This window comes from Homoserinimonas sp. A447 (genome assembly GCF_054489325.1).
In genome coordinates this window covers 1,533,020-1,546,440 of sequence record NZ_JBTMWW010000001.1, presented here as the reverse complement: position 1 = coordinate 1,546,440, position 13,421 = coordinate 1,533,020, and the positions used below count along the sequence as shown (strand labels likewise).

Annotated in this window: 9 protein-coding genes; 5 read left to right on the top strand and 4 right to left on the bottom strand. The window is 66.3% G+C overall.

Going from position 1 to position 13,421, the window contains the following annotated elements:
• Nucleotides 1-151 precede the first annotated feature (151 nt).
• On the top strand, nucleotides 152-2,332 hold the full coding sequence (locus ACX3O0_RS07535; RefSeq protein ID WP_459107319.1) for a DEAD/DEAH box helicase: 2,181 nt from the start codon (nucleotides 152-154) through the stop codon (nucleotides 2,330-2,332).
• Between the two features lie 249 nt (nucleotides 2,333-2,581).
• Here ACX3O0_RS07535 and ACX3O0_RS07530 read toward each other — a convergent pair whose 3' ends face one another.
• Nucleotides 2,582-4,060 (bottom strand): MFS transporter, encoded by a 1,479-nt coding sequence (locus ACX3O0_RS07530; RefSeq protein WP_459107318.1) that lies wholly within the window; start codon nucleotides 4,058-4,060, stop codon nucleotides 2,582-2,584.
• A gap of 81 nt (nucleotides 4,061-4,141) precedes the next feature.
• Nucleotides 4,142-5,590 (bottom strand): DUF2510 domain-containing protein, encoded by a 1,449-nt coding sequence (locus tag ACX3O0_RS07525; protein WP_459107317.1) that lies wholly within the window; start codon nucleotides 5,588-5,590, stop codon nucleotides 4,142-4,144.
• A 540-nt stretch (nucleotides 5,591-6,130) separates the two neighbouring features.
• On the opposite strand from ACX3O0_RS07525, the gene ACX3O0_RS07520 reads away from it, so the two are divergent.
• Nucleotides 6,131-7,633 carry an aspartate ammonia-lyase gene (locus tag ACX3O0_RS07520; protein WP_459107316.1) on the top strand — a complete coding sequence of 501 codons (1,503 nt, stop codon included), beginning with the start codon at nucleotides 6,131-6,133 and terminating at the stop codon, nucleotides 7,631-7,633.
• A gap of 35 nt (nucleotides 7,634-7,668) precedes the next feature.
• Here the strand turns inward: ACX3O0_RS07520 and ACX3O0_RS07515 are convergent, their stop codons facing one another.
• Entirely contained in the window at nucleotides 7,669-8,181 is a 513-nt protein-coding gene (locus ACX3O0_RS07515) for a DUF6328 family protein (protein WP_459107315.1), read from the bottom strand.
• Between the two features lie 31 nt (nucleotides 8,182-8,212).
• Here ACX3O0_RS07515 and ACX3O0_RS07510 point away from each other — a divergent pair, with 31 nt between their 5' ends.
• From ACX3O0_RS07510 to ACX3O0_RS07500, 3 genes are all read left to right on the top strand, one after another.
• Nucleotides 8,213-9,127, top strand: coding sequence for a ribokinase (locus tag ACX3O0_RS07510; protein WP_459107314.1), 915 nt, complete (start codon nucleotides 8,213-8,215; stop codon nucleotides 9,125-9,127).
• Nucleotides 9,124-9,936: a hypothetical protein gene (locus tag ACX3O0_RS07505; protein ID WP_459091496.1), complete on the top strand. Its 813-nt coding sequence runs from the start codon at nucleotides 9,124-9,126 to the stop codon at nucleotides 9,934-9,936. The genes ACX3O0_RS07510 and ACX3O0_RS07505 overlap by 4 nt, the downstream gene beginning before the upstream one ends.
• Before the next feature lie 112 nt (nucleotides 9,937-10,048).
• Complete coding sequence (locus tag ACX3O0_RS07500; RefSeq protein ID WP_459107313.1) at nucleotides 10,049-12,277, top strand: HelD family protein; 2,229 nt, start codon at nucleotides 10,049-10,051, stop codon at nucleotides 12,275-12,277.
• Nucleotides 12,278-12,334: 57 nt separating this feature from the next.
• Here ACX3O0_RS07500 and ACX3O0_RS07495 read toward each other — a convergent pair whose 3' ends face one another.
• Nucleotides 12,335-13,384, bottom strand: a complete 1,050-nt coding sequence (locus ACX3O0_RS07495) for a hypothetical protein (RefSeq protein ID WP_459107312.1) — start codon at nucleotides 13,382-13,384, stop codon at nucleotides 12,335-12,337.
• Nucleotides 13,385-13,421 lie beyond the last annotated feature (37 nt).

Genomic DNA, 13,421 nt, shown 5'->3' with positions numbered 1-13,421 from the left:
AGTCTGGGTTCACGCGCTGCTTGAGTCTAGAATCGCCGCCCATCGGCAGGCCGCTGATCTTGTTGTGCAGTGTCAGGCCGATCGAGCGCATCCACTGGATGCGGCGCTGTCATTGCCAGGGGGCAGTGACACCACTTGATTCAGGAGGATCATGGCCCGCTCCGGCCAATCACACGGCAACGCCGCGTCAGGCAAGACGACCCAGCGTCGTTCAAGCTCACGCAAGGCGCCGCATCGTCGTTCCCGTCCGGGAGACGACGTGGGACTCATCCCGGTGCTCGCGCGCGCCGTTCGCGAGATCGAGGGTGCCGCCGAGCGCGGCAAGGTCGGGCCGTCCAACCGCACCAAGTTCCAGGTCATCGCGCTGCTCATGCGCGAGGAGCGCGCGCACGCCAAAAACGACAGCTCCCTCACCGACGCGGAGCGGGTGGAGACCCTCAAGCGCCTCGACGGTGTTGCCACGATCCTCGCCAAGACGGCAGCGCGGGACACCTCCCTGATCGCCCTCCTCGCGGAGGACGCCACCATCTCCGACGCCGCACGCAAACTCCGTCGTGACATGTTGATGGCCTCGGGTGCCGAACTCAGCCCCGACGAGCTGATCATCGCATCCGAGGCCCCTGAACCCACGGTGGCCGCCGAGAAGCAGGTCGTCCCGCAATCGGTGATCTCCCGCCAGCTGAGCAACCCGTTCCTGGCGCCCGACTTCAGCCAGCCGGTCAAGCAGAAGCCGGTGGCCAGGCGCCTGGCCAACTGGGAGCTGCTCGAGCCGCTGTTCCGGGCCTTCGAGTACGGCTCAGGCGGCAACGTCGCCAGCATGGGCCTTCCGGAGCCTGCGCCGGCCGACCGGGCCGTGCCAGACGACCTCACGTTGTTCAACCATCAGGCGGCGTTCGTGGCCAGCGCCCGGGAGGGCCACCGCACCTACCTGCTGGCGGATGAGCCAGGACTCGGCAAGACCGCCCAGGCGCTGCTCGCCGCCTCGGTAACGGGCTCCTACCCCCTGCTGGTGGTCGTGCCCAACGTGGTCAAGATGAACTGGGCCCGCGAGGTGCAGCTGTGGACGCCCAATAAGACCGCGACGGTCATCCACGGCTCCGGTGAGGACCTTGACGCCTATGCCGACGTCGTCATCGTCAACTACGACGTACTCGATCGACACGTCGGCTGGTTGAAGACCCTCGGGTTCAAGGGCATGGTGGTCGATGAGGCCCATTTCATCAAGAACCGCGAGTCCCAGCGCTCGAAGCACGTGCTGTCGCTGGCCGACAGCATCCGCAAGTCGCGTCGCAACGCGCTGATGATCGCGTTGACCGGAACCCCGCTGATCAACACGATCGAGGACTTCAGGGCCATCTGGCAGTTCCTCGGCTGGATCGACGGCGAGAAGCCGACCGCCGCGCTGATGGAAGCACTGGAAGAGAACGGGCTGACCCCAGCCGACTTCGGTTTCTTCGCCGAAGCACGCCAGACGGTCATCGATATGGGAATCGTCCGGCGCAAGAAGCTGGACGTTGCCGCCAACCTGCCGGCCAAGCGCATCGCCGACCTGCCGGTGGAGCTCGACGACGACCTGGGGCGCAGCATCCGCCAGGCCGAGTTCGAACTGGGGCAGCGCCTGCTCGCCAGGTACAACGCTCTCGTCAAGTCGTCGCCGAACCTCAGCCGTGAAGCCGGGGACAGCGACCGGCACCCGGAACTCATGCGAATGGTGGCGCGGGCGGAACTCGACGAGTCGAAGGCTGCCAAGACGGGGGAGAACGTCTTCACCATGGTCCGCAAGATCGGACAGGCCAAGGCTGTGCTCGCCGCGGACTACACCGCGCAGCTCGCCCGCTCGGTCGGCAAGGTGGTCTTCTTCGCCAAGCACATCGACGTGATGGACACGGCAGAAGAGGTCCTGGCCAAACGAGGGCTCAAGACCGTGTCGATCCGGGGCGACCAGACCGCGAAGTTCCGCCAGACCCAGGTCGACGCCTTCAACAACGACCCGGAAGTCTCCGTCGTGGTGGCGTCGCTCACCGCAGCAGGGGTCGGCCTGAACCTGCAGGCGGCATCCAACGTCGTCCTGGCCGAACTGAGCTGGACGTCGGCTGAGCAGACCCAGGCCATCGACCGGGTCCACCGCATCGGTCAGGCCGAGCCGGTGACCGCGTGGCGGATTATCGCCTCCCAGACCATCGATGCGAAGATCGCCGAGCTCATCGACAGCAAGGCGGGCCTCGCGGCACGCGCACTCGACGGTTCGGACGAGGACGTGGTCGACGCGTCGAACGTGCAGCTGGATGCACTGGTCAGCCTGCTGGAGCAGGCGATGGACGCCGCAGAATAGGGCGGAATCGAGCCTCCGCAGTGTCCCCTATATAGCTGACCCGCGTTTTGGGGGCAGAACCTCTGGGGCGCACGGGGCTACTGTGACTATCACGCAACACGGGGGCAGCTGGGTGGCGGTGGCTAGGCGAGAGTCGGTCGCGGAGTACGGGGGTATATCCGCAGATCGGCGATCACCGCTTTCGGCCCCGCCACCCAGGCCCGTTTAACGGGCCATTCCTGCCCGGTGGCGTCAGCGCCGGATCCGGTATCAGGGTTCAGGCCTGCGCTGGACGGGGATACTCGCCGTGTCCTCGTAGCGGATCTCCCGTCGCGGGATGAACGCGGCGATCAGCGACCCGACCAGCGAGACGCCCGCTGCGAGCAGGAAGGTCAGGCGGAACGCCTCGTGCGTCGGCACCGAGATGCCGCCGACCACCTGTACCTGGGTGGACAGGATGATTCCGACGATCGTCGCGGCCGCCGTCGACCCGAGCGTGCGCATGACCGAGTTGAGCCCGTTCGCCGCGGCCGTCTCCGTGGGCGGTACGGAGTGCATGATCAGGGTCGGCATGGCGGCGTACGCGAATCCCGTTCCGAAGCCGACCATGGTGGACAGCAGGATCACGTGCCACAGCTCCGTCATCAGCCATGAGCCCACGAGAAAGCTCACCGTCAGGATGATGCCGCCCAGCACCAGGCTCGTGCGCGGCCCCCGCGCGGCCGACAGCCGGGCGGCGGTGCCCGAGATGAAGAACATGACCAACCCGCTCGGCATCAGGCACAGGCTGGCGACCAGCAGGCTCTGGCCGAGCCCCACACCGGTCGACGCCGGGGCTTCGAGCAGGATCGGCAGGGAGGCCGCCGTGACGAAGAAGGCGAACCCGACCGAGATGGAGGCCAGGTTGGTCAGCAGCACCGGCCGGCGGGCGGCCACCCGCAGGTCGACCAGCGCATCCGTTGTCCGCAGCTCGTAGAACGTCCACGCGATGAACACCACGACTCCGCCGCCGAGCAGAGCGAGGGTCACGGGGCTCAGCCAGCCCCACTCGTTGCCCTTCGCGATAGCGAGCAGGATGGCGACGAGTCCGATGCCGAAGCCCACCGCCCCCACGAAGTCGAACCTCCCACCCGTGCGCAGCGTACTCACCGGGATGATGGCCAGCACCAGGGCGAACGCCCCCAGACTGAGAAGCGTTGCCAGCCAGAACAGGTAGTGGTAGTCGAAGTTCTCGGCGATGACGGCGGCGATCGGCAGGCCGACGGCACCTCCAACCCCGAGGGTGGCGCTGACCAGCGCGATTGCGGCACCCAGCCGCTTGGGGTGAAGGATGTCACGCAGCACGCTGATGCCGAGAGCGATCACTCCCAGCCCGACTCCCTGAAGTGACCTCCCGATCACCATCGGGATGAGCGTGTTGGAGAGCGCCGCGATGATCGACCCGGCGGTCATGATGAGGAGCAGGGTCAGGATCAGGCGACGCTTGCCGAACATGTCGCCGAGGCGGCCGGCGATGGGGGTCGCGATTGCGGCTGCCAACAGCGTCGAGGTGAGCACCCACGACGCATCCGCTGGAGTGGTGTCCAGGAAGGCGGGCAGGTGCGGGTAGATCGGGGTGACAAGCGTCTGCATGAACGCGGCGATGAGGCCGGTACTGGCCAGGGTGGCCACCTTGGCGCGATCACTGGGGAGCCGGGTCAGCCTTCGGCGTTCCCGATCGCTCAGCCACGCACCGGTTTCGCCATCCACCGTCCCTACTGTAGCCGTGACGTGAAGAAGGCCACCCCAGCGGGATGGCCTTCTTCACGTTGCTCAGTAGCGCGGTTCTGGTCAGCCTTCGACGGCTTCACCCTCAACAGCGTCGCCCTCGAGTGAATCGGTCGGCGCGTCTTCGGTGGCATCCGGGCTGGCGCCCGCCGGGGTGGCGTTCTCCCACACCATTCCGTACACGCGCCAGTCGATCCAGCCGTTGGCACGCTGCAGTCGCACGACAATGCCGACTTCTTCGCCGGTCGAGGCGAGGACGCCCGTGCAGTTGAACGTTCCGCCGATCTGGACCGGCGGCGTGGCCGGGCAATCGACTGCGAGTTCGCGTCCCGCGATGGCGGAGTCCGCCTCGATGGATTCCTCGACCTCGGCGCTGAAGACGGCGGGCATGGCTGAGATGAGGATGCCGGGTACCGCGATGATGGATGCGACCTGCAGCAGGCTGAGCGAGGCCCAGACCAACAGCGGGGTCAATCCCTTGCCGTGCTCGCGGCTGGCCGCGATGGCACGAGCCACCAGGTAGGCGGGGGAGGTCAGGATCGACCAGGCCCAGTGCGCCGGCCGCTGGTGTCCCATGCGCATCAGCTGTCGCTGGTCCGCGAGGGCCAGCGGGATGCCTGCAATGTACGGGCCGACGCCGATGGCAACCAGGAAGGGAAGCGCCATGGCCACGTCGACAGCGGAGACGACGAGCAGGATGCCCACCAGCTGAATGAGCGGGATCATCGCGATGATCCAGACGAACGGCGTGTACGCGAGCGGCGCGTGAACGCCGAGACGCTGCTGTCCGTATCCGAACTGGGCGGATGCGTCGTGCTCGTTTCCGAATCTGGCCGAGTGCGGCGCGAACTGGGCGGCAGGCTGCTGCTGCTGCCCGTAGCCCGCTGAGGTGGCCTGGTCGGCGTAGAGCGACTGGTCGAATGCGGGCTCGGTGAAGGCGTCGGCACCGAACTGTGGCTGCTCGGGGTAGCTGCCATGGGTTCTGGTGTCGCGGGGTGCGGAAGGCTCGTTCAGGAACTCGGCGAACGGGTCGACCTCGGGCTCGGGCGCACGATACTGCTGTTGCTGGTACTGCTGTTGCTGGCGCTGCTGCTCCTGTTGCTGGCGCTGCTGCTCCTGCTGCTGTTCGCGCCGGTACTGCTCCTGGCGATACTGCTCCTGACGCTGCTCTTCGTGGAGCTGTTCTGCAGTGGGGCCGGCCGGCACGGAGGTGTCGGCGATGTTCGGCGCCGGCTGGCTCAGCTCGATGTTCTGCGGCTTTGGCGGCTCGAGCTGGCGCAGGGTGGTGGCCAGGTCCGCCGGGTTACCGCTCTGCTGGCGGTTGCCGTCCTGCTGGCGCTGCTCGCGCTGGGACCGGCGCGACGGAAGGTCGTCGTCGGCGTAGGCGAGCTTGGGCTCGTCCTGCATGATCAGCGGGGTGCGTGCCGCGGACGTGAACTCGGTCCAGGCGTAGTTGTCCCACCAGCGAAGCTGCGGCAGCCCCATCGGGTCCGGGTACCAACCTGCGGGCACCGTCACAATGTCGTCGTCTAGCAAGGCTTTGACCTCTCGTCCCGGCGACTCATCCATATTGGCGAGCCGCTCACAATCCATCCCCACGTGGAATGCCGCTGTGCAGCACATTCACTCCCGTAACAAAAAACGAGAGGAATACAACTGCAACTATCGAATAGTAACGGCTGGCCGGTAGTTTTCGGCAGGAATATCTGCCCCCGGTCCGGGTGACGCCCCCGCACAGGGGGCGTCGGCTGGAGGGCTGCTTCCGGACGGTCTTCGAGGTCTGGCCGACGGGCGGGCAGCCCGAGCACGAAGCAGGGTCGACGTGGCGGGGTACAACCGATCACGGCACCCAGACCGCGGACCGCCTCCGGCGCGATCGCAACAGAAACACCGTCTGGCGTTGAATTACCGCGGAATTGCGTGGCTATACGCAGTTTTCTGGCGTCTGACTGCGGGCTCTCGGTGAATCTCCTGCGGTTGGTGACGCATCCGGGGTTGGTAGGCTGGTGGGGTCATTTACCCACCACCAAGCAGGCGACGGAGCCAATCAACGTGAACACAACAGAGCCCTATTCGGAATCGGAACCGGTCAAGGGTGTCCCTACAACTGGGGGAGGTCCAACGAGGGTCGAACGCGACTCCCTGGGATCGATGGAGGTTCCCCGCGACGCCCTCTGGGGCATCCACACGGCACGGGCGCTGAAGAACTTTCCGGTCACCCGTCGGCCGATCTCTGTCTACACGGACCTGATCGTGGCCCTCGCCCAGGTCAAGCAGGCTGCCGCCCGCGCGAACAAGGAGCTCGGCGTTCTCGATGCGGCGAAGGCCGACGTCATCGACCAGGTGTGCGATGAGCTCATCGCAGGCAAGCACCACGACCAGTTCCTGGTCGGCGTGATCCAGGGCGGTGCAGGCACCTCGACCAATATGAACGTGAACGAGGTGATCGCCAACCGTGCACTCGAGCTGCTCGGCAAGGAGCACGGCGAGTACGAGCACATGCACCCGATCGACGACATCAACCGGAGCCAGAGCACCAACGATGTCTACCCGACATCGATCAAGCTGGCGATGATCCTCAGCATCCAGCGACTGCTGAAGGAACACGCCCTCCTCGCCGGATCGTTCGCAGCGAAGGGCAAGGAGTTCGCGGGAATCCTCAAGGTCGGCCGTACCCAGATGCAGGATGCCGTCCCGATGACCCTGGGGCAGGAGTTCACCGGTTTCTCGCACACCCTCGCCGAGGACTACGACCGCCTGACCGAGGTCATGCCACTGCTCAGCGAGATCAACATGGGTGCAACGGCGATCGGCACCGGTATCACCACCGACCACCGGTACGCGGAGGCCGTCTGCCGCCACCTTGCGGAGGTGAGCGGCGTGAAGACCGTCACCGCAATGGACCTCATCGAAGCCACCTCCGATGTTGGCGTGTTCATGACGGTGAGCGGCAACCTGAAGAGGGCGGCCGTCAAGCTCTCCAAGATCTGCAACGACCTGCGTCTCCTGAGTTCTGGTCCCCAGGCCGGGTTTGGCGAGATCAACCTCCCAGCCAAGCAAGCGGGGTCGTCGATCATGCCGGGCAAGGTCAACCCGGTCATTCCTGAGGTCGTCAACCAGGTCGCCTTCAGCATTATCGGAGCCGACGCGACCGTGACGGCCGCTGCGGAGGCTGGACAGCTGCAGCTGAACGCCTTCGAGCCGGTCATCGCCCACAGCATCCTCCAGTCTCTGGCCTGGCTCACCAATGGTTGCTACACGCTGCGGGTGAACTGCATCGACGGCATCACGCCGAACGAGAAGCGTCTGGCTGCCCAGGTGGAGTCATCCGTCGGCGTCGTGACCGCTCTCACCCCGTACATCGGCTACACGGCCTCAGCCACGCTGGCGCACACCGCACTCACCACGAACGCGTCGATCGCGGAACTCGTTGTAGAGAACGGCCTGATGACGGAGGAAGAGGTCAAGCGGGTGCTGCGGCCGGAGCGTCTCAGCGGACTGGTTCCGGTGACCGGTGTCATCGATGTCATCGAGGATGCCGCTCCACAGCCGTAGCCGACCCTCAGTAGACGGCCAGCAGTAGATGTCACCTAGCTCTCGACCCCGGTGTTGCGCCGCTCGCGACGCAGGCGGCGCACCATCGGGACGACGAGCCACAGCACCAGCACGATGAGGAGGGTCACCGCGCCGACGATGATCCCGGCAGCCCTGCCGACGACGACATCGAAGATCAGCGCGGCTGTACCACTGAGCACCAGGGCGATGCCGAAGAGCGTCAACTGCAGGCTGCTGTTGGCGATCTTCACGATCTCGTCCTTGGCCCGTTTCCGGAAGAGCTGCCGATGCAGGCTCACCGGGGCCAGGCCGAGCGCGGTCGTCATGATCGCGCCCGCGACCAGCGCAAGGTAGAGCGTGACCTGAACGCCGTCCAACTCGGTGAAGCGGTTCTGGAAGGCGACAGTCAGCAGGAACCCGGTGAGGATCTGCGTTCCGGTCTGGGTGACCCGGAGTTCCTGCAGGATCTCGTTCCAGTTGCGATCCAGCCGCTCGCTCTCGGTCTCTTCGCGCTCATAGGCCTTGCCGTGCTGACTGGTTCGGGTCATGCCGAGATGGTACGCCGGTATCCTCGTTGACATGAGCTCCGAGCATCCTGCACGCGTCGTGATCGTCGGCAGCGCCAATATGGACGTCGTCTTCACGCTCGAGCGGATGCCGGCCCCCGGCGAGACCCTCCTGGCCGAGAGCGCCCAGCGCCACCCGGGCGGCAAGGGACTCAACCAGGCGGTCGCGGCGGCGCGCTCCGGAGCGCCCACCACTTTCATCGGAGCGCTCGGCACCGACATCTTCGGCGACTCTTTGGCGGATGCCATGGCAGCCTCGGGCGTGTCGAGTGGGCTTGTCCGCCGCACCGACCGGGACACCGGCCAGGCCTTCATCCTGGTCGATCGGGCCGCAGAGAACCTGATCGTCGTCGCATCCGGTGCCAACGCGACCATGACCGAACTCACCGGGCCGGAGCGGGACGCGATCACCTCCGCGCGGGTGCTCCTCATGCAGCTCGAATTGCCTGTCCCATTGGTGGTGCAGGCGGCATCCGCCGCGCAGGCGGCCGGCTGCGCCGTCATGCTGAACGCCGCACCGGCGGCCGCCCTCAGCGACGAGCTGATCGAGCTGCTCGACTACCTGATCGTCAACGAGCACGAAGCCTGCCTCATCGGCGGCAGCGACGACCTGGCAGTCGCATCATCGGCGCTTGCAGCGCAAGTGGACACCGTGATCGTCACGCTGGGCGCCCGTGGCGCGCAGCTTTTCCAGGCCGGTGCGCTGGTGGCAACCGTCACCCCACCGCCAGTCGACGCGGTGGACACGACCGGCGCCGGCGACACGTTTTGCGGCGCATTCGCCGCTGCGGTGGCCGAAGGCCGGGACCTTCCGGACGCCGTCCGTTTCGCGACCGCGGCCTCGGCTCTGTCCGTCGAACAGCTGGGTGCCGTATCGTCCATACCGCCCCGAGCGAAGATCGAGGCCATATTGGAGGAACGCTGGTGACGATGGCCTGGGAGATCGCATTGTGGCTGGTGGCGCTGTGGCTCGGCGGGCTGCTGTTCCAGATCGCCGACGTGGGAACAGCCTGGTTCGACCTGCGCAACGCGAGGACCAGCACCGGACAGCTGGCCAGGCGGCGTGCCCACGAACTGTTCTGGGTGGCACCCACCGCGGCGTTGCTGGCGTTGGCGCTCGCCCTCGGCATCGACCTGGCTGCCAGCCTCGTCTTCGACCGCGACGTGCTGGTGGTGGTGGGCATCCTGCTCGCGCTCGCCGTCGTCGTCCTCGTCGTGTCGGTCACCGTTGTCGCCACCGTTGCCCTGCTGACCAGGGACATCCAGTCGTACGCCCTGCTCAGGTTCGCAATCGGTGACGCCCAGGCGAGGAAACTCACCAAGGCCGATGTCGACGCCTGGCGCTCAGAGCTGCGGGTCATCGATGAGCGCGAGGCGGTGCGGCACGAGAAGATCGCCCGGCTCCTGCGCATCATTCCGATCGCGCTGGCGGTGTTGGCGCTCGCCGCGATCTGGGTGGCCATCATCACCGGCCTGGGTGACGCGGAGAACGCGTGGGGCGCGATGGTCATGGGATTCGCCGCCGTGCTCATTCCTGCTGCCAGCATCTTCCTCGCCATCCGGAGTGCCCGGATCTCACTGCGGGCGCGGGCGTCGTGGGCGCTGGTGAACGGCAAGCAGCGCGCCGAAGTGGTGAAGACCCTGGACGAGCTCGAGAGACGCACGAGCCGCGGGGTGGCCGGTCTCAGCGACCGGGTCAACCGCGCGTTGCAGATTCTTCGCGAACAGCAGCTCTGACCGGCATCCGCCACTGACTGAACCGGCGTCACGGACGGTGAAGCGCTGTCCGCGGCCACCGTTCGGCAAGCACAGCTAAGCTAGTGTGCTGGAATTTTTCGAGGGCGGTTTAGTGATCGACAACGATCTGGAGCACGAGCAACGTTACGTGCGCAGGCTTTATGCGCGGCTGGGTCAGCTTCAAGGCGAAGCTCAACGGCAGCTGGAGGCGGTGCGGGCGCTCAACGTCGGCGGTCACCACCAGGCCAGGAGCGAGCGCGATACTTTTGCCCGCCTCTACGAGGACCGCATCGTCCAGTTGAGGGAGGTCACCGAACGCCTGGCATTCGGCCGGATCGAATTGAACGATGGTGACGAAGACGGCGCGACACACCACTACATCGGACGCATCGGCTTGCGCGACGAGGACCAGCGGCCGGTCCTGCTCGACTGGCGGGTGCCGCAGGCCAGCGCGTTCTACCAGGCGACCGCAGCGACGCCGCTCGGGATCCGCGCCAGGCGCCACCTGATCTCCCAGGGCAAGGATGTGGTGCGCATCGAAGACGAGATCTTCGACCCCAGCCTGCTCGACCGCGATGGCGTAGAACACCTGCAGGGTGAGTCAGCCCTGTTGGCGGCGCTGAGCGCTGAGCGCACCGGGCGGATGTCCGACATCGTGTCGACCATCCAGGCCGAACAGGACCGCATCATCCGCTCGGAACTGAAGGGCATCCTGGTGGTCCAGGGCGGGCCGGGCACCGGTAAGACGGCTGTCGCCCTGCATCGCGCCGCCTTCCTTCTCTATACGCATCGCGAACGGCTGCGGAACTCCGGGGTGCTCATCGTCGGCCCATCCCGTTCGTTCCTCAACTACATCGAAGCCGTGCTGCCCTCCCTCGGTGAGACCGGGGTGGTGCTGGCCAGCGTCGGCCAGCTGTTCCCGGAAGTGGATGCGACGGTGCAGGATGTCCCGCAGGTCTCATTGCTGAAGGGGCGCACCATGATGGCCGACCTGGTGTCGAGGGCGGTTCGCTCGCGGCAGCGGGTACCGGCGGGGCCGCAGTCGCTGGAGGTCAGCGGAGACACAGTGGTATTGCAGCCGCAAACGATCGAGCAGGCGATCGCGAAGGCGCGCAACTCTCACAAGCCGCACAACGAGGCGAGAGTCGCCTTCGTCAAGAGCGCTCTGAATCAGTTGACCAGGCAGTGGGCCGAGCAGTTGAAGGCGCAGGGCAACTCGATCGATGAGAGCGACTATCCGATGCTCCGCGAAGACCTGCGCACCTCACACGATGTGCGGGTGGCGCTCAACACTGCGTGGTTGCCGCTGACCCCGCAGAAGCTGCTGCAGGACCTCTACGCACGGCCGCACTGGCTGGCCGAGCTGACCCCACGCTGGAGCGACGAGCAGCGCGCCCTGCTTCGACGCGATCGCAGCGCACCCTTCACCATCGACGACGTGCCGTTGCTCGATGAGGCGGCAGAGCACCTCGGTGAATACGACGTGGTGGATGCCGCCCACAAGCGCGAGGAGAAGTTGCAGCGGGGGCGCGACATCGAGAACGCCGAGGCCGCCATCGCCAACATGCAGGTCGGCGGGATGGTCAACGCGAAAGACCTCGCGGCCAACTTCGCGGAGTCCAGCATCACCGCGACCACCTCGGAGCGGGCATCCGGTGACCGCAGCTGGACCTACGGCCACATCGTGGTCGATGAGGCGCAGGAGTTGTCGCCCATGCAGTGGCGAGTACTGTTGCGGCGGAGCCCGCTGCGGTCGTTCACTATCGTCGGCGACATTGCCCAGGCCGCCGCAGCATCCGCCGCCCCCAGCTGGGAGAAAGCGTTGCGCCCGCTGCTGGGCCGCTCACCCGAGGCCGACCGGTGGCGCCTGGAGGAACTGACCGTGAACTACCGCACCCCGAGCCAGATCGCGGATGCTGCGGAACGATGGGCGATCGAGCACGGGCTGCCCGTCACGCGATCCAGGTCGGTCCGCGAGAGCGAGTGGCCGATCATGCAGGCCGATGACGTGGTGGAGGCGGTGCGTATCGATCGGAAGCTGGATGCCACTGGCACCCTGGCCGTGATCGCACCGGTCGCCGAGATCGGGGCAACCCACGACCGGCTCCGCGAGGAGTATGGGGATCAGGTGGCGCTCGGCTCGGACAGCCTGATGACGCCCATCACGGTGCTCAGCCCGCAGGAGGCGAAGGGCCTGGAATTCGACTCCGTGGTCATTCAGGACCCGGCGGGGATCGTCGCCGAGAGCGAGCGTGGGGCCGGTGCCCTGTACGTGTCGATGACGAGGCCGACGCAGAGGCTCACGCTGGTCGGCGAGCTGCCTGAAGCCGAACCTGTCTAGAGCCGAGCCGGTCTAGAGCAGGCCGGTCTAGAGCAGGCCGGTCTAGGGCAGGCCGGTCTACAGCCAGGCGCGGACGAAGCTGAACGTGATCCAGGCGAAGACGATGAGGAAGCCGACACTGGCAACAGTGGTGCTCTTCTTGAGCCTCTGGCCGAGGGGAGCGACCAGGTCGATTGTGCTGTCGCCGATTCTCTCGTCCGCGTAGCGGTCGGTCTGGCGCAGCGTCTTGGCGCCGACCGTGTCGATGATCCGGAACATCCGGTGCACCGGTCCTGCCTGATCGAGGGCGAACGGCTGCACCGAATAGATGAACATCCAGTCGTCGACGATCTCGACATCGAAGGCCGCGCTCTCATCGATCAGGAGGGCCATCAGGTCGGGCGTGAACACGTAGAGGGCGTCCCGTTCGTACTCGCGCGGGCAGTACAGGGTGAAGTGCCTGTCGAAGTCTCCCTCCAGGGAGAGTTTCTGGTCGCGGCGGAAACTGGTGGGCAGTGTGCTCCCACCGAGGATGCTGTTGTTCCCTTTCGCGTCGAGCACCATGTGCGGAAGCTTCCGATCGAGACGTACCGCGAGGTACCCCCAGGTGTGGGTTGTCTTCTCCTTCCCTGACCCGGTCGTGTAGCGGTAGTTTCCGAGATCGAATTGCGGCCGGGTGAGGGAGTGGTAATTGTCCGACGTCTGCCGAGCGTCACCGAGGGAGAAGATGAGGCCGGGATAAGAAGGGTTCCGGGTTCCGGTGGAATAGGCCAGCTGGTTCAGTGACGCGAATCGGGTGCGGCGGAGCAGGCTTTCCCAGCGCCCGGATGCCTGACGGAAGTACCGATACCCCGTGTAGCCCCCGATCGCCACCAGGACGACCGGGGCGATGAGGAATGGCAGGGAAACCGCGCCGGCGGAGCTGAACGAGGCGACGGCGACCGGAGGCGACGTGGCGAACACGCCGAAGACCACCACGGCTGCGACGACACCGATCACCACGGTGAGGATGGTCGCGGCGGAGGTCGCGTGCGCCCACGGTTGGCCGGTGGCGCGCGACATCTGCTTGAACTGCGCGACCTCGTCGCGGCTCACCGGGGCGAACAGCGGTCGGTAGTCAACACTCACCCGCTCATTCTGTCGTAGAGGCTCGCCTGGCCGGCAT

Bases quoted from the DNA above. Each gene is read 5' to 3' on its own strand.
- ACX3O0_RS07515 (WP_459107315.1), bottom strand. From the start codon at position 8,181: ATGACCCGAACCAGTCAGCACGGCAAGGCCTATGAGCGCGAAGAGACC.
- ACX3O0_RS07535 (WP_459107319.1), top strand. From the start codon at position 152: ATGGCCCGCTCCGGCCAATCACACGGCAACGCCGCGTCAGGCAAGACG.
- ACX3O0_RS07510 (WP_459107314.1), top strand. From the start codon at position 8,213: ATGAGCTCCGAGCATCCTGCACGCGTCGTGATCGTCGGCAGCGCCAAT.